Source organism: Actinomadura sp. ATCC 39365 (genome assembly GCF_054392275.1).
Window position 1 is genome coordinate 4,489,844 of record NZ_CP184335.1, and the last position, 19,798, is coordinate 4,509,641.

At 72.3% G+C, this 19,798-nt stretch carries 17 protein-coding genes; 7 read left to right on the forward strand and 10 right to left on the reverse strand.

Going from position 1 to position 19,798, the window contains the following annotated elements:
- Positions 1-12 precede the first annotated feature (12 nt).
- On the forward strand, positions 13-1,053 hold the full coding sequence (pheS, locus tag ACNF49_RS22290) for a phenylalanine--tRNA ligase subunit alpha (RefSeq protein ID WP_357986191.1): 1,041 nt from the start codon (positions 13-15) through the stop codon (positions 1,051-1,053).
- A complete protein-coding gene (locus ACNF49_RS22295; protein ID WP_482944877.1) occupies positions 1,053-3,608 on the forward strand; it encodes a phenylalanine--tRNA ligase subunit beta in 2,556 nt (851 codons plus the stop codon). The genes pheS and ACNF49_RS22295 overlap by 1 nt, the downstream gene beginning before the upstream one ends.
- A 45-nt stretch (positions 3,609-3,653) precedes the next feature.
- Here the strand turns inward: ACNF49_RS22295 and ACNF49_RS22300 are convergent, their stop codons facing one another.
- Entirely contained in the window at positions 3,654-4,262 is a 609-nt protein-coding gene (locus ACNF49_RS22300; protein ID WP_482944878.1) for a Uma2 family endonuclease, read from the reverse strand.
- 80 nt (positions 4,263-4,342) lie between these two features.
- Between ACNF49_RS22300 and ACNF49_RS22305 the strand changes: the two genes are divergently transcribed.
- The gene (locus tag ACNF49_RS22305; protein WP_482944879.1) at positions 4,343-4,576 is read left to right on the forward strand and encodes a hypothetical protein; all 234 of its coding nucleotides are present in this window, start codon (positions 4,343-4,345) and stop codon (positions 4,574-4,576) included.
- A gap of 36 nt (positions 4,577-4,612) precedes the next feature.
- Here the strand turns inward: ACNF49_RS22305 and ACNF49_RS22310 are convergent, their stop codons facing one another.
- The 4 genes from ACNF49_RS22310 to ACNF49_RS22325 form a co-directional block, all read right to left on the reverse strand.
- Positions 4,613-5,920, reverse strand: a complete 1,308-nt coding sequence (locus tag ACNF49_RS22310) for an MFS transporter (RefSeq protein ID WP_482944880.1) — start codon at positions 5,918-5,920, stop codon at positions 4,613-4,615.
- Between the two features lie 96 nt (positions 5,921-6,016).
- On the reverse strand, positions 6,017-6,376 hold the full coding sequence (locus tag ACNF49_RS22315; protein ID WP_357986135.1) for a nuclear transport factor 2 family protein: 360 nt from the start codon (positions 6,374-6,376) through the stop codon (positions 6,017-6,019).
- Positions 6,377-6,427: 51 nt separating this feature from the next.
- On the reverse strand, positions 6,428-6,832 hold the full coding sequence (locus ACNF49_RS22320; protein WP_357986132.1) for a hypothetical protein: 405 nt from the start codon (positions 6,830-6,832) through the stop codon (positions 6,428-6,430).
- A gap of 224 nt (positions 6,833-7,056) precedes the next feature.
- On the reverse strand, positions 7,057-8,718 hold the full coding sequence (locus tag ACNF49_RS22325; protein ID WP_482944881.1) for a class I adenylate-forming enzyme family protein: 1,662 nt from the start codon (positions 8,716-8,718) through the stop codon (positions 7,057-7,059).
- A 262-nt stretch (positions 8,719-8,980) separates the two neighbouring features.
- Between ACNF49_RS22325 and ACNF49_RS22330 the strand changes: the two genes are divergently transcribed.
- From ACNF49_RS22330 to ACNF49_RS22345, 4 genes are all read left to right on the forward strand, one after another.
- Positions 8,981-10,642 carry an endo-1,4-beta-xylanase gene (locus tag ACNF49_RS22330; protein WP_482944882.1) on the forward strand — a complete coding sequence of 554 codons (1,662 nt, stop codon included), beginning with the start codon at positions 8,981-8,983 and terminating at the stop codon, positions 10,640-10,642.
- 123 nt (positions 10,643-10,765) lie between these two features.
- Positions 10,766-11,335 (forward strand): dienelactone hydrolase family protein, encoded by a 570-nt coding sequence (locus ACNF49_RS22335; protein WP_482944883.1) that lies wholly within the window; start codon positions 10,766-10,768, stop codon positions 11,333-11,335.
- 228 nt (positions 11,336-11,563) lie between these two features.
- Positions 11,564-12,613 carry a TOMM precursor leader peptide-binding protein gene (locus tag ACNF49_RS22340; RefSeq protein ID WP_482944884.1) on the forward strand — a complete coding sequence of 350 codons (1,050 nt, stop codon included), beginning with the start codon at positions 11,564-11,566 and terminating at the stop codon, positions 12,611-12,613.
- Positions 12,610-13,689 carry a hypothetical protein gene (locus tag ACNF49_RS22345; protein WP_482944885.1) on the forward strand — a complete coding sequence of 360 codons (1,080 nt, stop codon included), beginning with the start codon at positions 12,610-12,612 and terminating at the stop codon, positions 13,687-13,689. Before ACNF49_RS22340 ends, ACNF49_RS22345 begins: the two co-directional genes overlap by 4 nt.
- Positions 13,690-13,749: 60 nt before the next feature.
- Here ACNF49_RS22345 and ACNF49_RS22350 read toward each other — a convergent pair whose 3' ends face one another.
- The 5 genes from ACNF49_RS22350 to ACNF49_RS22370 all read right to left on the reverse strand — a co-directional run bounded on the left by ACNF49_RS22350 (position 13,750) and on the right by ACNF49_RS22370 (position 19,785).
- On the reverse strand, positions 13,750-16,881 hold the full coding sequence (locus ACNF49_RS22350; RefSeq protein ID WP_482944886.1) for a helicase HerA domain-containing protein: 3,132 nt from the start codon (positions 16,879-16,881) through the stop codon (positions 13,750-13,752).
- Positions 16,863-17,498, reverse strand: a complete 636-nt coding sequence (locus ACNF49_RS22355; RefSeq protein ID WP_482944887.1) for a hypothetical protein — start codon at positions 17,496-17,498, stop codon at positions 16,863-16,865. Before ACNF49_RS22355 ends, ACNF49_RS22350 begins: the two co-directional genes overlap by 19 nt.
- A 3-nt stretch (positions 17,499-17,501) precedes the next feature.
- Positions 17,502-18,044 (reverse strand): endonuclease domain-containing protein, encoded by a 543-nt coding sequence (locus ACNF49_RS22360; protein ID WP_482944888.1) that lies wholly within the window; start codon positions 18,042-18,044, stop codon positions 17,502-17,504.
- 545 nt (positions 18,045-18,589) lie between these two features.
- The gene (locus ACNF49_RS22365) at positions 18,590-19,249 is read right to left on the reverse strand and encodes a sensor domain-containing protein (protein WP_482944889.1); all 660 of its coding nucleotides are present in this window, start codon (positions 19,247-19,249) and stop codon (positions 18,590-18,592) included.
- A 101-nt stretch (positions 19,250-19,350) separates the two neighbouring features.
- Positions 19,351-19,785 carry a winged helix-turn-helix transcriptional regulator gene (locus ACNF49_RS22370; protein ID WP_352364923.1) on the reverse strand — a complete coding sequence of 145 codons (435 nt, stop codon included), beginning with the start codon at positions 19,783-19,785 and terminating at the stop codon, positions 19,351-19,353.
- Positions 19,786-19,798 lie beyond the last annotated feature (13 nt).

A 19,798-nucleotide genomic window follows, 5' to 3' on the forward strand; every position in this document is an offset into this window, starting at 1 on the left:
GAGCTGTCCCGCATGGAGGCCGACGCCCTCACGGCGATCAAGGCGGCCGACAGCCTCGACGCACTCAAGCAGGCCAGGCTGGCGCACGCGGGCGACCGCTCGCCCATCGCCCTGGCCAACCGCGAGATCGGCGCCCTGCCGCCGGCCGCCCGCGCCGAGGCCGGCAAGCGCGTCGGCGGCGCCCGCAGAGCGATCAACGAGGCGCTGGCCGCCCGCCAGGCCGAGCTGGAGGCCGAGCGCGACGCCCGGGTGCTCGTCGAGGAGACCGTCGACGTCACCCTGCCCTGGGACCGGCGGCCGCGCGGCGCCCGCCACCCGCTGACCACGCTGCAGGAGCGCATCGCCGACGCGTTCGTCGCCATGGGCTACGAGGTCGCCGAGGGCCCCGAGCTCGAAGGCGAGTGGTTCAACTTCGACGCGCTCAACATCGCCACCGACCACCCCGCCCGCTCCGAGCACGACACGTTCTTCGTGGACTCCACCGAGTCGGGCATGGTGCTGCGCACCCAGACCTCGCCGGTGCAGATCCGCGCGCTGCTCCAGCGCGAGCTGCCGGTCTACGTGATCTCGCCGGGCAAGACGTTCCGCACCGACGAGCTCGACGCCACGCACACCCCGGTCTTCCACCAGACCGAGGGGCTGGCCGTCGACGAGGGTCTGACCATGGCCCATCTCAAGGGCACGCTCGACAGGTTCGCCGAGGTCATGTTCGGCGAGGGCATCACCACCCGGTTCCGGCCGAACTACTTCCCCTTCACCGAGCCGTCCGCCGAGATGGACCTGAAGTGCTTCGTCTGCCGCGGCGCCTCGGCGATCCCCGGCAACCCGCCGTGCCGCACCTGCAAGTCCGAGGGCTGGATCGAGTGGGGCGGCTGCGGCATGGTCAACCCGCGGGTGCTCATCGCCTGCGGCGTCGACCCCTCGCGCTACTCCGGGTTCGCGTTCGGCATGGGGATCGAGCGCACGCTGATGTTCCGCCACAACGCCGAAGACATGCGAGACATGATCGAGGGGGACGTGCGCTTCACGCTCCCGTTCGGAATGGAGATCTGATGAAGGTCCCGCTCTCCTGGCTGCGGGAGTACGTCGACCTCCCGGCGGCCACCGCGCACGAGGTGGCCGACAGGCTCACCATGGCCGGGCTCAAGCTCGAGGCCATCACCTCCTACGGCCACGACGTCAAGAACGTCGTCGTCGGCGAGGTGCTGGAGATCGAGGAGCTCACCGGCTTCAAGAAGCCGATCAGGCACTGCAAGGTCGAGGTGGGCGAGGCGACGCCGCGCGAGATCGTCTGCGGCGCCACGAACTTCGTCGCCGGCGACCGCGTCCCCGTCGTGCTGCCCGGCGGCGTGCTGCCGGGCGGGTTCGAGGTGGGCGCGCGCAAGACGTACGGGCGCATGTCCGAGGGCATGATCTGCTCCGAGCGTGAGCTGGGCCTCGGCGACGACCACAACGGCATCATGGTGCTGCCCGCCGGCACGCCCATCGGCACCGACGTGGTCGAGCTGCTCGGCCTGCGCGACGACGTGATCGAGCTGGAGATCACGCCCGACATCGGCTACGCGCTGTCCGTCCGCGGCGTGGCCCGCGAGGTGGCCACCGCGTTCGGCGTGGCCTTCCGCGACCCGGCCGACGTCGAGGTGCCCGCCGAGACCGAGCCGTCCTGGCCGGCCTCCATCGGCGACCCGACGGCCTGCGACCGGTTCGTGCTGCGCGAGGTGCGCGGCTTCGACCCGGCCGCCCAGAGCCCGCTGTGGATGCGGGTGCGGCTGAGCCGGTCCGGCATGCGCCCGGTGTCGCTGGCCGTCGACATCACCAACTACCTGATGCTGGAGCTGGGCCAGCCGCTGCACGCCTTCGACCGGTCGAAGCTGACCGGCGAGATCGTCGTACGGCGGGCCCGGGCGGGCGAGCGGCTGGAGACGCTCGACCACGTCGTGCGCGAGCTCGACCCCGACGACATCCTCATCACCGACCAGTCGGGCCCGATCTCCATGGCGGGCACGATGGGCGGCCTGGAGACCGAGATCTCCGACGGCTCGACCGACATCGTCATCGAGGCCGCCCACTTCTCGGCCACCGGCATCTCGCGCGAGTCGCGCCGGCACGGGCTGGTCTCGGAGGCGTCCAAGCGGTTCGAGCGCGGCGTCGACCGCGAGCTGCCGCTGGTCGCCTCGTGGCGGGCGGTGCGCATGCTGGCCGAGCTGGGCGGCGCGACCGTGCAGCCCGGCGTGACGCACGCCGAGGTCGACGTCACGCCGGCGCGCATCGCGATCCCGGCCGGTCATCCGTCGGCCGTGGCGGGCGTCCCGTACTCCAAGGAGGTCGTCGTCGGCCGCCTGGAGCAGGTGGGCTGCCTCGTGGCCGACGGTGACGACCCGGCGGTGCGCGAGGGCGGCGTCGACCCGACCGGCGTCGTGACCGGCGGCGAGCTGGCGGCCAGGCTGGCCGTCACCGGCCCCGACATGATCACGGTCACCCCGCCGTCGTGGCGGCCCGACCTCACCGACCCCAACGACCTGGCCGAAGAGGTCATCCGGCTCGAAGGCTACGACCGGCTGCCGTCGGTGCTGCCCAGCGCTCCGGCGGGCGCCGGGCTGACCGAGGGGCAGCGGCTGCGCCGGCGGGTCGGGCGGGCGCTTGCCGAGGGCGGCTACGTCGAGGTGCTCAGCTACCCGTTCATCGGGGCCGACGACTTCGACCGGCTGCAGCTGCCCGCCGACGACGCGCGGCGCCGGGCCATGCGCCTGGCCAACCCGCTGTCGGAGGACGAGCCGCTGATGCGCACGACGCTGCTGCCCGGCCTGCTCAAGACGCTGGTCCGCAACGTCGGGCGCGGCTTCGGCGACGTGGCGCTGTTCGAGACGGGCGCGGTCTACCGGCCCCGGGAGAACGCCCCCGCCGTCGCTCCGGTGCTCGGCGTCTCGCGCCGTCCCACCGAGGAGGAGCTGGCCTCGATCGAGGCGGCGCTGCCCGACCAGCCGCTGCGGGTCGCGGTCGTGCTGGCCGGGGAGTTCGAGCGGTCCGGCTGGTGGGGCTCCGGCCGGCAGGCCTCGTGGGCCGACGCCGTGCAGGCCGCCCGGCTGATCGCCGCCGAGTCGCGGGTCGAGCTGTCCATCAGCGCCGACCAGCACGAGCCCTGGCACCCGGGCCGGTGCGCCGCCCTCTACGTGGGCGACACGCTGGTGGGGCACGCCGGTGAGCTGCACCCGCGGGTCATCGAGGCGTACGGGCTGCCGCCGCGCACCGCCGCGATGGAGCTGGAGCTGTCGCGGCTGGAGTCGGGCATGCCGGGTCCGGCGCAGGCGCCGCCGGTGTCCCCGTACCCGGTGGCGACGCAGGACGTGGCGCTGATCGTGCCCGACTTCACGCCGGTGGCCGACGTGGAGGCGGCGTTGCGCGACGGGGCCGGCGAGCTGCTGGAGTCGGTGCGGCTGTTCGACGTCTACGCGGGTGAGCAGGTGGGCGAGGGGAACAAGTCGCTCGCCTACACGATGCGGTTCCGGGCGGCGGGCCGTACGTTGACGGTCGAGGAGACGACGGCGGCCAGGGACGCGGCGGTGGCGATGGCGGCCGACCGCGTGGGAGCCCAGCTCCGCAGCGCCTGAGTCGACCAGAGGGGGCCGGTACGGATCGCCGTACCGGCCCCTTTGTCATGTGGTGTAGAGCGTCGTGAGGTCGATGTCGATGTCGAACGGCGCGGTCAGCTTGAGCCGGTCGTGGTGGATGCCGGTGTTGGCATAGCTGTTGGTGGCCGGGTCGATTTCGTAGACGTAGACCACCGGCAGGCCCGAGGCTTCCTCGATGCGCCAGAAGTGGGGGATGCCTGCCTCGGCGTAGAGAGTGGGCTTGCGCTTCCTGTCGCGGACCACCGAATCAGGAGAGACGACCTCGACGGCGAGAAGGACGTCTTTGGCGTCGAAGTAGGTGACGTCTTGCTGAATGACGGCGTTGGGGCCTAGCACGATGAGATCCGGTTCAGGCCGTTGTTTGGGCCCCAGTTTCACGCTCATCTCCTGGCGAAGACGGTAGCCCTCGGGGGCAGCCTCTCGCAGCTGGAGATGGAGCTGGAAGATCACTGTGTGATGGAAGTCGCGCTGGGGGCTCACGAAGACCAAGCTTCCGTCGATCAACTCTGTGTGCGCAGGCAAATCCGGAATGTGATCGAGGTCTTCGGCGACGTAGCCCTGCGGCGGGGGGAAGGCCCAGTCGGGGAGTGAGGAAGAGGACTCCATCTTGAAGATCACCGCTTCGGCAGTCATGATCCGACGCTAACCAATGTATTCCGTGCACGCTCGGTGAACGAACGTACACGCGTTCAACTCGCGGGAGAATGTGGGGCATGAGGCAGTTGCTGGTGTTCGGCGAGCGTGGGGATGCCGAGGAGGTCGCCGAGACGCTGGGGGAGTGGTTCCCGGGGCTCGAGGTGCCGCGGGTGGTACGGGAGACGCTCGCCGGTGAGGACGACGCCGAGGACGCCCAGTGGCTCGTCGTCGTGGACGGGCTCGACGAACAGGCCCTCGGCAAGGTGGATGAGCTGGTGGAGCGGTACGAAGGCTGGCGGGAGCCGGAGTAGGTCCGCCCCCGCCGGTGGGACGGCCGGGCGGGCCGGTCAGGCAGGGGTGGGCTGGTCGGACGACTGCTGGGCGCGGCGGGCGCGTTCGGTGATCGCGTGTTCGTCGGTTCTGGCGTCGTAGCGGCGGAATCCGGGCAGGGCGGCGGCCAGGCCCAGGACGGCGCCCACGCACAGCAGGCCGCCCGCGCCCAGCGAGAAGCGGGTGCCGCCGAAGTTGGCCATCAGGCTCGCGCGGGCGTTGCCCAGCATCGGGCCGCTGGCGTACGACAGCAGCTCGATGCCCGCCAGCCGCCCGCGCAGCTCCTGCGGGATGGTCTGGTTCCACATCGTCGTGCGGAAGATGCCGCTGATCATGTCGGCCGCGCCGGCGAGCGCGATGCACAGGAAGACCAGCCACACGCTGGGGGCCAGCGCGGTCAGCGTCATCGCCACGCCCCACAGCGCCGCCGCGACGATCACGCCGAGGCCCTGCCGCTGGACGCGGGCCGTCCAGCGGCCGGTCACCGAGGCGGCCAGGGCGCCCACGGCGGCGGCCGAGTACAGCAGCCCGAGCGACTCGGGCGAGCCCAGCTCGTCGGCCAGGAACGGGAACAGCGCGTTGGACATCGCGAACACCATGGCCGCGATGTCCACCAGGTACGTGCCCATGAGGTCGCTGCGGCCGGTGGCGTACCGCACGCCCTCGACCAGTGACCTGAGCGAGGCCGGCGCGGCGTCCTCGACGGGCGGCAGCGACCTGATGCGCCACAGCAGCGCCAGGGAGAGCACGAAGGTCGCCGTGTCGATGGCGTAGGCGACGTGCGTGCCGAGGTGGACCAGCAGCAGGCCGCCCAGTGCCGGGGCGACGATCGCGCCGACGTTCCAGCGCAGGCTGTTCAGCACCGCCGCCGCGGCCTGCTGGTCGTGCCGGACGACCTGCTGCATCACCGCCTCCAGGCTCGGACGCTGCAGGCAGGCGATGCCGGTGGACAGGGCGCCCATCACGTACAGGACCCAGACCTGCGGGTGCGGGAGCATCGCGTTGACCACGAGGGCGGCGGTGGTGACCAGCAGGCCCAGCTCGCTCAGCACGATGATCCGGCGGCGGTCGAGCGCGTCGGCGATCGCGCCGCCCCACAACCCGCACACCACCATCGGCACGAACTCCGCAAGGCTCATCATCCCGACCGCGACGTAGGAACCGGTCAGTTCCTTCATCTGGTACGGCAGCGCCACCATGGTGATCATCGTGCCGAACATGGTGACGACGCCGGCGCCGAACAGCAGGCGGTAGTCGCGGGAGTCGCGCAGCGGGCTCAGGTCGGGTGACAGCTGACGGAGCAGGCGCATGAATGATGCGGGCACGAAGTCTGATTGTCGGACCACGTCCCCGATGAGGGCAAATCATTTAGGAACGGCGAAGGCCCCCGGGGGGAACCGGGGGCCTTCGCGGGAGGGGCGTCAGGCCGCGGGCACCTTGTCGAGGAAGCCGAGGACCTTGCGGATCCGGCCGTCCTCGGCCAGCTCGACCACGTCGAAGCCGACGGCCAGGGGCTCCTCGCCGGCCGGGCCGAGGTGCCAGGTGAAGCGGGCGATGTGGTGGTGGGCGTCGAACACCTCGCCCGGCGTGAACACCAGGCCGGGGAACATGCCCTGCGCGCCCTCGATCACGGCGGCGATCCCGGCGTGCCCGGCCACGTCGGCCATCGGGTCGGTGTAGGTCGCGTCCTCGGTCCACAGCTCGGCGACGGCCTTGGCGCGGGCGTCGGCGTCGGTCTCGTTCCAGGCGGCGATGTAGCGCTCGACGAGTTCGGCGGTCATGATGATCTCACTTTCTGCCAGGAGTTCTTTCAACGGTTCTCAGGAGAGGTGTCAGCGGCGGGCCTTGCGCAGGCCGGTGATCTGCAGCTCGGCGAACAGCCCCACGACCAGGGCCTGGGCGATGGCCCAGACGGCGCCGAGCGTGCTGAACTCGAGCGCGCCGGTCACGACTGCGACCACGCTGCCCAGGGTCCAGGCGATGTTCAGGCCGATGACGGCCTTGACGGCGGCTCGGTTGATCGTGGGGCGGGAGGCCAGCAGGCCGACGGCGGCGCCGTACACGAGGAGGAAGATCCCGATCTCGCGCAGCAGGCCCGCGCCCGGGCCGAGCAGGTCGCTCGCGGGGCCGGCCAGGGCCAGGTAGACCAGCCCGTTGCCGCCGGTGACGACGGCGTCCGCGACAAGCGCGAGGCGCAGGAACTTGGTCCGGTCGGCGGTGACGGTGAGGGCGGTCATCTCGGCTCCTTCAAGTGCTGGTTGCGACACTTGAACGATGTCAGCCGGGGCGTAGGGGCCGCGATTACGCGCCAGGTAATGAAGTCCGCGAACCCGCCGCCGACCTGCGGGTTCTTCGGGCAAAGAGAACGGGGCGCCCCCTTGCGGAGGCGCCCCGGACGGGGTTTTCAGAGGTGTGCGACGTCCCGGAGGCGGGCGGAGTGCGGCGTCCCGGCGGGGGACGGTCAGGAGCCGAGGACCTCGCGGCGCAGGTGGGTCTTGAGGATCTTGCCGCCGGGGTTGCGGGGCAGCTCGCCCTCGCGGAACCACACGTGCGCCGGGATCTTGAACTTGGCGATCCGGTCCGTCAGGAACGAGCGCAGCTCCTCGGCCGTGACCGACCGGCCCGGCGCCGGCCGGATCACCGCGCCGACCTCCTCGCCCAGCTCGTCGTGCGGGACGCCGATCACCGCCACGTCGTCCACCGCCGGGTGCTCGAACAGGGCGGCCTCGACCTCGGCGCAGTAGACGTTCTCGCCGCCCCTGATCACCATGTCCTTGGCGCGGTCCACGATGTAGACATAGCCCTCCTCGTCGATCCTGGCCAGGTCGCCGGTGTGCAGCCAGCCGTCCACGAACGTCTGCGCCGTGGCCTCGGGCTGGTTCCAGTAGCCCATGATCACGTTCGGGCCGCGCACGCACAGCTCGCCCACCTCGCCGGCGGGCAGCTCGGCGCCCGTGGGGTCCACCACGCGCACGTCCACCACGGCAGAGGGCATGCCGATGCTGTCGGGCCTGGCGTGGTACTCGGCGCCGCCGTTGCCGATGGCCAGGGCGGTCGTCTCGGTCATGCCGTAGCCGTTGGAGGGGGCGCGGTCGGGCAGGTTCGTGGTGATGCGCTCCAGCAGCTTGGGCGGGGCGGGGGCGCCGCCGTAGCCGAGGGTGGTCAGGGACGACAGGTCGTACTTGCCGAAGTCGGGGTGCGACATGAGCTGCCAGGCGTTGGTCGGCACGCCGATCATCGTGGTGACGCGTTCCCGCTCGATCAGCCGCAGCGCCTGCTCGGGGTCCCATTTGTACATGAGCACCACGCCGCCGCCGGTGAACATCGAGGTGGTCATGCCGGAGAAGCAGCCGGTGACGTGGAACAGCGGCACGGTCAGCAGCGTCACCCGGCGCACGCTCGCCGCCGCGCCCGCGTCCTTGCCGGCCATGGTGACCGAGCGGACGAGGCCGTAGGCCACCGTCATGGGGGACTGGCCGAGGTTGCGGTGGCTGCCCAGCGCGCCCTTGGGCCGCCCGGTGGTACCGGAGGTGTAGAAGATCGTCGCCGGGTCCTCGGGGGACAGCTCCACGTCGGGCAACTTCACGTCGGCGGTGACCTCGCCCAGCACGTCGCCGAACGAGCGCGCGCCCTCGGGCACCTCGCCCCTGGTCACGATCATCGGCACGCCCGTGGAGGCCAGCCTGACCGCCCGTTCGCCGTCGGCGATCAGCACCTTGGCCCCCGAGTCGCGCACGCCGTAGGCCAGCTCGGCCTCCGTCCACCAGGCGTTCAGCGGTACGGCGATGGCTCCGGCGGCCAGCGCGGCCGAGAACGAGACCACCCATTCCGGGTAGTTGCGCATGGCGATGGCGACGCGGTCGCCCTTGGTCACGCCGTACTCCTCGACCAGGCGGCCGGCCAGGGTGGCGGCGCGGCGGAAGTGCTCCTCGAACGTGATGTGCTCGTCCTCGTAGGCCAGGAAGACCTGCTCGCCGTGGAACCTGCTGGTCTCCAGCAGGGCGCGGAAGTGTGCCGGCGCGTGCTTCCAGGTGCGTACCCCGGTGTCGCCGATCTCCTCGGTCTCGAAAAGCTGGCCGGGGCCGGTGAGCTGGGCTTGGACCTGGGCGTGCGAAAGGGACATGCGCAGAACTCCCGCATCAGACGATTCTTCCGGACTTTCACAGTACCGACCGGTAGGTACGTCGCGCTAGAGCAGCGAAAACCCCTGGCGCGGACGTTCGTGAAAGTTTCACGAGAAGGCCGATATTTTTCGCCTGCCAACTGCTCTTATGGCGGCGGTGCGCGATCGGCATTGACCGTTCTGCCGCATGTCAATACCGTCTGCGATGCGATCCGCCGAGGATCGAAAGGTTTCGGAATCGAGTGCCTGCCTCCGGAGGTAGATGCCCGTGCTCTCGTCCCTGTCCGTCAGAGTCCTCGCCCTGCTGGGGATTCTCGCAGCATTCCTCCTCCCCGCCACCGCGGCCGACGCCTCGGCGCCCCTGCGCACGCACGCGTCCGCCAAGGGCAAGTTCATCGGCACGGCGCTCGCCACCGGCCCGCTGGCCGGCGAGACCTCCTACCGCACCATCGCGGCGACCGAGTTCAGCCAGGTCACCGCCGAGAACGCGATGAAGTGGGACGCCACCGAGCCCAGCCAGGGCCAGTTCAACTACTCCGGCGCCGACGCGATCGTCGCCTTCGCCGCCCAGAACGACCAGCAGGTGCACGGCCACACCCTCGTGTGGCACAGCCAGACGCCGGGCTGGGTGCAGGGCCTGAGCGCGACCGCGATGCGCGCGGCCATGCAGAACCACATCGCCAACGTCGTCGGCCACTTCGCCGACAACCCGGCCGTGGTCTCCTGGGACGTGGTCAACGAGGTCTTCGACGACAGCGGCAACCTGCGCACGTCGTTCTGGTACAACACGCTCGGCTCGGGATACATCGCCGACGCCTTCCGCGCCGCTCGCGCCGCCGACCCCGACGCCAAGCTGTGCATCAACGACTACAACACCGAGGGGATCAACGCCAAGAGCACGGCGATCTACAACCTGGTCTCCTCGCTGCGCCAGCAGGGCGTGCCGATCGACTGCGTCGGCTTCCAGTCCCACCTGGCCATCCAGTACGGCTTCCCCGGCGACTTCCAGCAGAACCTGCAGCGCTTCGCCGCCCTCGGCGTCCAGGTCCGGATCACCGAGCTGGACGTGCGCATGCAGACCCCCAGGGACGCCACCAAGGACGCCACCCAGGCCACCTACTACCGCAACGTCGTCAACGCCTGCCTCGCGGTGACCGCCTGCCAGGGTGTGACGATCTGGGGCTTCACCGACAAGTACTCCTGGGTGCCCGACACCTTCCCCGGCCAGGGCGCCGCGCTGATCTACAACGAGAGCTACCAGCAGAAACCGTCGTACACCGCCGTGCACGACGCGCTGGCCGGCGGCACCGGCACCGACACCACCCCGCCCAGCACGCCGGGCACCCCCACGGCGGGCAACGTCACCGCGAGCTCGGCCACCCTCACCTGGGCGGCCTCCACCGACACCGGCGGCAGCGGCCTGGCCGGCTACAACGTCTACCGGGAGCAGGGCGGCACCGACACCCAGCTCGGCCAGTCCACCGGCAACAGCATCAACCTGACCGGCCTGACCGCGGGCACCCAGTACCAGGTCTACGTGCGGGCGCGCGACGGCGCGGGCAACCTGTCCGGCGAGTCCCCGGTGGTCACCTTCACCACCCTCACCGGAGGCGGCACCGGCGGCTGCACCGCCGCCGGCACCGTGCAGACCCAGTGGAGCGGCGGGTACGTCGTCCAGCCCGTGACCGTCACCAACACCCGCACGTCCACGACCAACGGCTGGACGGTCACCTTCACCCTGCCCGCCGGGCACGCCATCACCGGCTCCTGGAACGCCGCCGTCACCGTCAGCGGGCAGAACGTCACCGCCAGGAACGCCGGGTACAACGGCACGCTCGCGCCCGGCGCGAGCACCAGTTTCGGGTTCCAGGTCAGCAGGCCGGGCGGCGACACAGCGACGCCGTCCGCCTACACCTGCTCCTGACCCGCGCGCCCCCCGGGCGGACATGGCCACCGCCCGGGGCCCCGCACGCCGGCGCGGCGGGCCACGGGAGGGTGCCCGAACGGGGCCCTTGGTGGGGCCTGCGCGCGATGGTACACAGTGCACATGGCAGAGATCATCCTGTTGCACTCCGCACAGGGCCTGCGACCGGGGGTAATGGGGGCCGCGGAGGCGCTTCGCGCGGGCGGGCACGTCGTGCGCACGCCCGACTACTACGACGGCGAGGTCTTCGACGACCTCGAATCCGGACTGCGCAAACGGGACGCGATCGGCTTCGACGAGCTCGCGCGCCGCTGGCGGGAGATCGCCGCGCGGGCGCGCGGGCCGGTCGTGTTCGCCGGGTTCTCGCTGGGCGGGTTCGGGGCCCAGCTCCTGGCCGCCACGCACCCCCTGGCCCAGGGGCTGCTGCTCTACCACGGCTGCGCGGCCGTGGCCGAGGTGAGCGCGGAGGGGTGGCCGGTCTCGGTGCCGGTGCAGCTCCACTACGCGGAGGGCGATCCGTGGGTGGACGCCGGCGACGTCCGCAGTCTGCGTACGGAGCTCGGGCCGTTATTCGAGTGCTTCATTTATCCGGGAAATGTGCACTTGTTCGCCGATCCTGATCTTCCCGGATACTCGGAAGAGTCGGCGGCGCTTATGTGGAAACGATCCCGCGACTTTATTGCACGGATATAAGACGATTTCGCGGATATTTCGTACTTGGGTCTATCAAAAGGGGCGATCTTTACTTTATGATCTCATCGGCCCATCAAGATCGACGGAAGGATCGCTCATGACGATCGAGATCAAGAAGGTCGAAGAAGTCGAGACCACTGGAAACAGCAACAGCTGCTGACCTCTTGGGGCCTCCCGCGACGCGGCCCGACCCCGCGGGAGGCCCTCACTCGCCCGGGAGCCGCCTTCATGCCCAGGATTCAGGTGAATCCGGTCTTCCCCCTGTTCATCGACGACGCCCGCGGGCGCGTACGGCTCGGCGACTTCCCCCCGACCGGCCAGATCCTCGACCCGGCGCCGCCACCCCTGCGCCGCCTGCTGCGCCTGTGCGCCGAGACCCCCGTCGAGCAGTCCGACCTGTACGACCTCCTCGACGACCTCACCCCCGCCGAGATCGACTCGGCCGTCGAACAGCTGCGCGCGGCCCGCTTCCTGGTCACCGACGCCGAGCTCGTCACGCTCGCCGCCGACGCCCGGCTGTCCAGGTTCGCGCTGTTCATGGCCATGTTCCAGCCGGCCGACCGGGCCGTGGCCGCGCTCGGCGACCTCGCCGGCAGGCACGTGGCGGTGCTCGGCGCCGGCGCGATCGGCGGCCAGGTCGCCCTGCACCTCGCCACCTCCGGCGTCGGCCGCCTGACCCTGCTCGACGACGACCGCGTCGAGATCGGCAACCTGCACCGCCAGCACCTCTACACCGTCCGCGACCTCGGCGAGCCCAAGACGGCCGCGGCCGCCCGCAGGCTGCGCGAGCACTGCCCGGACGTCCGCGTCACCCGCGTCGAACGGCGCATCACCGGCCCCGCCGACGTCGTCACCGACGCCGACCTCGTGGTCAACACCGTCGACACCCCGCAGCCGCACATCCGCCGCTGGGTCAACGAGGCCTGCGTACGGGCCGGCACACCGTTCGTCACCGGCGGCTTCAACCAGCACGTCGGCCTGCTCGGCCCGCTGGTCGTGCCCGGCAAGACCGGCTGCCTGGCCTGCCAGGAGGCCGCCCTGGCCGCGCGGTACGGCTCCACCGTCCTGCCGGCCAACGACAACCCGGGACGGGCCATCCCGTCGTTCGGGCCGTTGTGCGGGATCGTGTCGAGCATGCTCGCCGCCGAGGTGATCCGCTTCCTGACCGGCATCGGCGCGCCCGCCGTCGAGGGCCGCAGCCTCTGGCTCGACCTGCTCACGCTGACCACCACGGCCTACGACTTCGACCGCCGCGACGGCTGCGAGGTGTGCGGGTGAAGACCGGGCCGCGGACCGACCTGTCGTTCCTCAGCGTGGTGGCCGACGGCCCGGACGACTACGTGATCGGCAACGGCGAGACGTTCGTCAACGTGCCCGGCGTGGCGGCGGCCGTGGTCGAGGCGCTCGACGGCACCAGGACGGCCGCCGAGGCCCGCGCCCTGGTCCTGGCCGAACGCGGCCTGGACGTCGACGTCGCCGAGTTCGTGACCGGGCTCGGCGCGGCCGGGCTGCTCAGCCGGCCCCGGCGCCCGCCCAACCTGTGGGACCGGATCAGGCCCGGCCACGTGGCCTGGCTGTTCTCCCGCCCGGCGCACGCCGTGCTGGCCGCGCTGACCGTGTGCGCCCTGGCCGCGGCGGTCGCCAGGCCCGGCGTGCTGCCGTCGTTCTCCTCGCTGGTCTGGTCGGACAGCCTCACCTTCACCGTCGTCTTCGCCGCGGGCTCGTGGCTGCTGGTGCTGGTGCACGAGCTCGGCCACATCGCCGCGGCCCGGTCGCTCGGCGTGCGGGCCGAGCTGTCGCTCGGCACCCGCCTGCAGTTCCTCGTCGTGCAGACCAGGATCACCGGCATCTGGGGCGTGCCCAGGCGCGCCCGCTACCGCGCCCACCTGGCGGGCATGCGGGTGGACTGGTTCCTCGCCTGCGCCGGGACCTGCGTCCTGTACGCCGCCGAGGTGCCCGTGGTGCGACTGGTCGTGGTCATCTGCCTGTCGCAGATCGCCTGGCAGTTCCTGTTCTTCATGCGTACCGACGTCTACTACGCCATCGCCAACGCCGGCGGCAACAAGAACCTCATGGCCGACGCGCAGGCGTACCTGCGGGCGCGGCGGACCCGTACGGCGCCGCGCGGCGTCCGGGTGTACGCCTGGTTCCTCGTGGTGGGGCGGGTGCTCGGGCTGGCCTTCTTCGCGCTCTACACGATCCCGGTGACGGTCGCCGTGTGCCGCCGGGCCGTCGAGGAGCTGCCGGGCTGGCAGCCGGTCGCCGCGCTGGCCGTCGTCGGCGCCGGGTGGGCGCTCTACCTGGCCGTCCTGGCCCGCCGCCTGCTCACCTCGGCCCGCCGCCCGGCCTCCTGAGGCAGCCGACGCAGGCCGGCACGGTCCCGGCCGCCCCCTCCGCGGCCGGGACCGTGGCGATCAGGCGCCCCCGCGGCTCCTGGCGACGACCTCCTCCGTGGTGAGCGGCGCCTTCGGGTGGTGCGTCAGGCACATGGGCACGCGCGCCTTGGCGAACCCGCCCCCTTCGCCCGCCACGTAGAACTCGCCCGCGCCCAGCCGGGAGATGTCCGGCACGTCGCCGCCGCCCTTGAACTGGGCCATCTCCCTGGCCGCGCTGATCTGGATCGGGGCGTTCAGCAGGCCGAAGAACTGCGTGGCGCAGTTGCCGGGGATCTGGTTGTGCAGCCCCTTGGGCGCCTGCGTGGCGAAGACCAGGCCCAGGCCGTACTTGCGGGCCTGGGAGGCGAGCAGCACCGTGCTGCGGGTGGAGACCGACGCGCCGCCCGCCGCAGGGGCGAACGTCTGGGCCTCGTCCATGACGAACAGCGCGCCCAGCGGTCGGTCCTGGGCGGGGTGCCGCTTGAACCAGACGAACAGCTCCATCTGCAGCCGGCTGACGAAGCTCTGCCGCTGCTCCAGGCCCGGCAGCCCGGCCAGGCTGATCACCGAGACGCGGGCCCGCCTGCCCGGCGGCGGCGTCACCAGCAGCCCCGGATCGACCGGCTCGCCGGCCCCGCCGAACAGCGGGTCGTTGTCCATCGCCGCGGTCAGCGACTGGGACAGGTCGGCCGCGATGCGCCGGGCGCTGGCCAGCTCGCTGACCCCGTCCGGCAGGTCGGCCAGGTACGCCGCTAACCCTCTCAGGCTGGTCGCGCCGCCGCCTCCGTAGGCGGCCAGGGCCCGCCTGAGCACGGCCTGCCCGCGCAGCGCCTTGTCGGTGTTGGCGTCCAGCCTGACCCGCGGCACGATGAACGCGACCGCGGCCTCGACCGCCTCGGCGAACTCGTCGGGGTCGCCGGCCAGGCTCGCCAGGTCGGGCAGCGGCTGGAAGCTCAGCGGGCGTCCGCCCGTCCGTCCCGGCGTCCAGACGGTCACGTCGGTGGCCGCCAGGTACTCCTCGGCGCGGCGGGCGTCGCCCTCCGCCCACGTGCGCGGCGGCTCGGGCCACGGCTCGTCCAGCCTGGCCAGGTCGTTGTTCGGGTCCAGCACGATCGAGGAGACGCCGCGCAGCGCGCACTCCTCGACCAGCCGCCTGATCAGCACGGTCTTGCCCGAGCCGGAACCGGCGAAGATCGCGGTGTGCTTGCGCAGCGCCTCCAGCGCGATCCGCACCGGCTCGCCGTCCGCGATCCGCCGCCCGATCGTCAGGGCCCCCTCCTGGTCGCCGCCGTCCTGGCTCCGCGCCGCCGCGGGGATCTCGGGGGCCGGCCCGGCGGGAACGCTCCACGCGTCGGCCAGAGCCTCGGTGAGGAATCCGATCCTGGACGTCGGCCGCCGCGCGGCGAGCCAGGCGGCCAGGTCCGGCGGGCTCTCCGCGACCAGGGCCCGCAGCGCGGCGAGGACCAGCAGGTCCTGCCGGCTCACCCGCAGCGTCCTGCCGCCGGCCCGCTCGAACGCCGCGATCGTCTCCCGCGTCGCGGGCCCTGGCGACCATGGGGTGTCGCGCAGCAGGAACAACCGCCGCTTGGGCACCTCCGCGTCCAGCCCGGCCGCCACGCACGCCTTGCGGACGCGGTTCAGCGCCGCGTTCCCGTGCGTCGCGCTGACCGCGCGGAAGGCCCAGTGGACCTCGTCCTCCCTGCTGTCGTCGAGCGTGCGGCGCAGCCGGGCGTGCAACGGGGGCTTGGCGCTCGGCGGCGGGTCCACGCCGAAGGCCCGGCCGGCCTCACCCTGCTCGGCGATCCACGCATGCAGCCCGGCGGCCAGCAGCGCGGGCATCACGGTGTCCTCACCGGCCTGGTCGATCACCGGGGCCTGCGCGGCCTCCAGCAGCTCGGCGAAGCGGGCGTCGAGCGCGTCGAGGTCGGCGAGGCCGGCAGGGCGCGCGGGCGGCTGCTGACGCGGCGCCGCCTCCGCCGTGAACCCGGTCAGCTCCCTGACCGCGCCGTCCATGACGCAGGCGTGCACGTGCCGGTCGATCCGGATGAGCAGCTCCCGAGGGGTGAACCCGGGCGCCTGCTCGAACGCCTCCGGCCGGACCGGCCAGGTCGGGTACGGCGGCTTGACGCCCGCCTCGCCGTACTGCACCTCGAAGCGGGTGGCGACCAGGGTGCGGGCGGTGGCCGCGTCGGGGATGGTCATGAGCGGGACCGCCTGGCGGAAGCGGTCGCGCACGGTGTCGACCGCCACCCGCTCGATGAGCGCCCACGTAGCGGGGATGCAGGTCACGACCGTCAGGGTCCGGCGGGTGACCTCGCGCAGCGCCATCAGCCCGCCCGCGATGCGCTCGATCATGAGCTGCTCGGCCGGGTCGTGCTCGGCGCCGCCGGAGGTGGTGACCCGTGACTGGGCGACGAGGGGGTCGATCTGGTCCACCGCGACGACGGTGGGGCCGGTGAGCGCCATCAGCCGCGACAGGTCCCTGACGATCTCCTGCGGCGTGCGCCCGAGCTGCCGGATGCCCCAGCGGGCCCGCTCGCCCGGCTCGCCCTCGGGCGCCGACGACAGGTACGACTCCCCGAGGTCCTGCAGGGCGGGATCGTCGCCGGCCAGCAGGACCAGGGCGCGCGCGGCGTCCTGGCTGTCGCGGCCGACCTGGCCCCCGACGCGGCGGAACGCGGTGACGAAGGCGTCCAGCTCGTCCCTGGTGAGGCCGCGCTTGCCGGTGACCGAGCGGCGGGCCATGCGGGACAGCCCCGCCATGATGGCCAGGCGGTCCAGGAGCACGGTGAGCTGCGTCTGCCCGTCGTGGCGGGGCCGGGAGAGGCTGTCCAGCAGGGAGACCACGATGCTCTCCCAGAAACCCTTGGCATCCAGCAGGCCGACCAGGACGAAGTAGCCGCTCTCGCGCTGGGCGCGTTCGCGCAGCCAGCCGAGCAGGTGGGTCTTGCCGGTGCCGCGCTGGCCCTGCACGACCACGCCGATGGGGCTGCTGTCGGGCTGGTGGGCGGCCGCGGCCAGCCCGTCGAGGAGGATCTTCGTCGACGCGCCGTGCAGGCCCTCGACGTGGAAGGGGGAGCGGCGCCACACGTCGTCGGCGCCCTCGGTGTAGTTGAACGTCAGCGCGGCCAGGTCCGCGATGCCGCCGCGGCTCACAGCTCGCCGATCCACAGCAGATGCTTGTCCTGCCCGCCTATGATCACCGCCGCCTCGCGGTCCTCGGGCGTGAGCGTCTTCTGGTTCGACTCCGGGACCAGGTTCACGTCCGGAAGGCGTTCCATCTGGACGAGCGTCTCGTCCACCTCCTGCTTCGGCACGGCGGGAAGTAGCCGCCGGAGCGGGGTCAGGCTCACCCACGAACCGGGGGCGGCGGCCAGCTCGGCGTACGCGGCACGGATGCGCGACTCCAGACCGGCGGGCAGGACGTCCGGCTCGGGCTGGAAGATCTCCGACAGCCGCTGGTCGGTGCGCCGCATGAACCGGGGCAGCCATTCCAGCAGGGCCCGCGCGATGGCCCCCGACGAGCCGGTCTGCGGCGGGATCGCCCCGGCCCGCAGGTCCTCGGCCAGCCTGGCCCACCCGGAGTCGGTGAGCACGTGCACGAAGGCGCGTCCGCGCCTGGGCTGCCGGCTCTCGACCAGCTTCAGGTCGTTGAGCTTCAGCCGCCGCTGACCGTCGATGGTCAGCCTGTAGTGCTCCTTGAGCTCGCTGTTGGAGACCTCGCGGGCTTCGACGGCCAGCACCAGCAGGGCAGTGAACTCGGGCAGGGTCAGCCCTTTGTCTGGCATATCTCATCCTTCCGCTCTGCGGCAGTTCCGCAGAAACTGGCCGATCTGACGGACGACGGTGTCCATGTCAGTCATCACCTGAGCATCGGGAAAGCGCAGCACGGCGTAACCATCGAGTTGGAGGAGCACGTCCCGCTGCCGGTCGGCGGCGAACTTGGCCGGAGCCCGGTGGTCGGGACCGTCGATCTCCACGACGCACCGCTCCCGCTCCCAGAGCAGGTCCACCCGGATCGGCACGGCCAGCGGCCCCGTCCGGTACGTCTGGTTCCAGGCTCGGCCCCCGGCCCACGCCCGCGCGGACAACGCGGCCTCCAGCGCCCGCTCGCTCGCGCTGCCCGGATGCGGCCTGCCCGCCACCGGCGGATACGCGACGGCGGGCGCCCGATCGGCGGTCGCGGGAAGCGGGACGGCCCCCGGGCGCCACCCGCAGCCGCCGGGAGCGGGCTCGCGGGGAGCGGGGTGGCGATCGTCCGTACGCGGTCGTCGTGCAGGGGCGCGCCCGCCAGCCAGACGCCGGCCCGGCCCCGGTGCGCCAGCCACTCGCACCCGGCGACCAGCACTTCCCCTGCCGCCGCGCCAAGCCCGTCCGGCACCCTCACCAGGACCGCCAGCCGGGCCCGGCCGAAGCTGTCGGCCAGCGCCCTGACCAGCCCCGCCGCCCGGACCTCCGGCGCCAGCCCGCTGGGTCCGCCCGTCAGCGCCCGCCGGGCCAGCTCGGCGAGGAACGGCCCGAAATGACCGGTCGCCGAGGCCCTGCGCAGGGCCAGCGCCTGGACCGCGGCCACGTTCACCCCGGACGGGCCCTCGATGCCCTCGGCGCCCGGCAACCAGGCCGGGAACAGCGCGATGGCCGCCTTGTCCAGCTCACGCAGGACGGAGGCGGCCAGGCCGGCGACGGAACGTTCCTCGGCGGCGAAGTAGGTGACGACGGCCGGGGCGTCGTCCGGCAGGGGATCGAGGGCCGGCGCGATGGCGTCGGGGTCGGCGTCGAGCCGTACCACCTGGCCGATCGGCAGATCTGCCCACGACGGCACGGCTTCCCTGCCCTCACAAGATCGGAAACTTCGGCACTTGGGAGGGTAGCCCCGTCCCTACCGGGCTGTCACCCAGACCGGGGACGCACCCTCCATGGACGGGACGTGCGCGCGGGTCAGCAGGGCCTGGGACACGCTCGCCTTCACCAGGGCCGCCGTCCGCACCACCGGGACGAGCGTGAGCGCGAACAGCAGGCCCACCGCCGTGTTGAACACCACGAACGGCACGGTTCCGGTGCCGAGGCCGAGCAGGGCGGGCAGGCCGCCGTCCACGCCGGGGATCGCGGCGATCGCCCAGCCGTAGACCGGGAAGGTCAGGCCGAGCACCGCGCCCGCCCACCACACCGCGCTGACGACGGCGGCGGCCAGCGAGACCGGGAAGGTGATGATCGCGTGCAGCAGGTCCATCGCCGCCTGGCCGGAGGCCAGCGGGTTCATCATGCGGCGGAAGGAACCCGCCCCCACGGGGACCTGCGCGTAGCGGGGGCGGGCGATCGGGTGGCCGAGCACTCCGGGGAGCGCGGCGCGCTCCAGGTCGGCGAAGTGGCGGGCCATGGCGGCGGTGGCGGCCAGGACGGGCAGCCCGACGAACACGACCGCCGAGCCGAGACCGGCCGAGACTCCGGCGACGGCGAGGGTGAAGGAGGCGGCGGCCGCGGGGAGGCCGAGCAGGGTGTAGCGGGTGTCGGTGGCGACGCGGTGCCGGAGGGTTGTCATGGCCACGACGCTACGGGCCCGGCGGGCGAGTGATCGATCCTGGCGGCGGGCCATTGCGTGGTAGGGCAGGCCCTACCACGCCCCCGGCGGACCGCTGGGCGCTACTGCGGCTGGTCGACCCGGATCACGGTCAGCTCCTGGGGGCGCACCGGCTCCCGGCAGTGCGCGCACACCGTGAGCGGCTCCAGGGGCTCGCCGCACGAGTGGCGCCACACGGTGGGCGGCTCGCCCTCGGTGACGTACCGGTCGCCCCAGTCCATCAGGGCGAGCAGGACCGTGTGCAGGGCCTGGCCCGACTCGGTGAGGACGTACTCGTGGCGCGGCGGGTGCCGCTCGTACGGCACCCGCTCCAGCAGGCCCACTTCGACCAGCTTGCGCAGCCGGGCGGTGAGGATGTCGCGGCTGGCGCCGGTGTTGCGGGCGATCTGGTCGAAGCGGCGCACCCCGAGCATGATCTCGCGCATCGCCAGCAGGCTCCACCGCTCGCCCACGACGGCCAGCGCGTTGGCGATCGAGCACTCTCTCGGGCGGGACAAGGCCCCTCCGCTC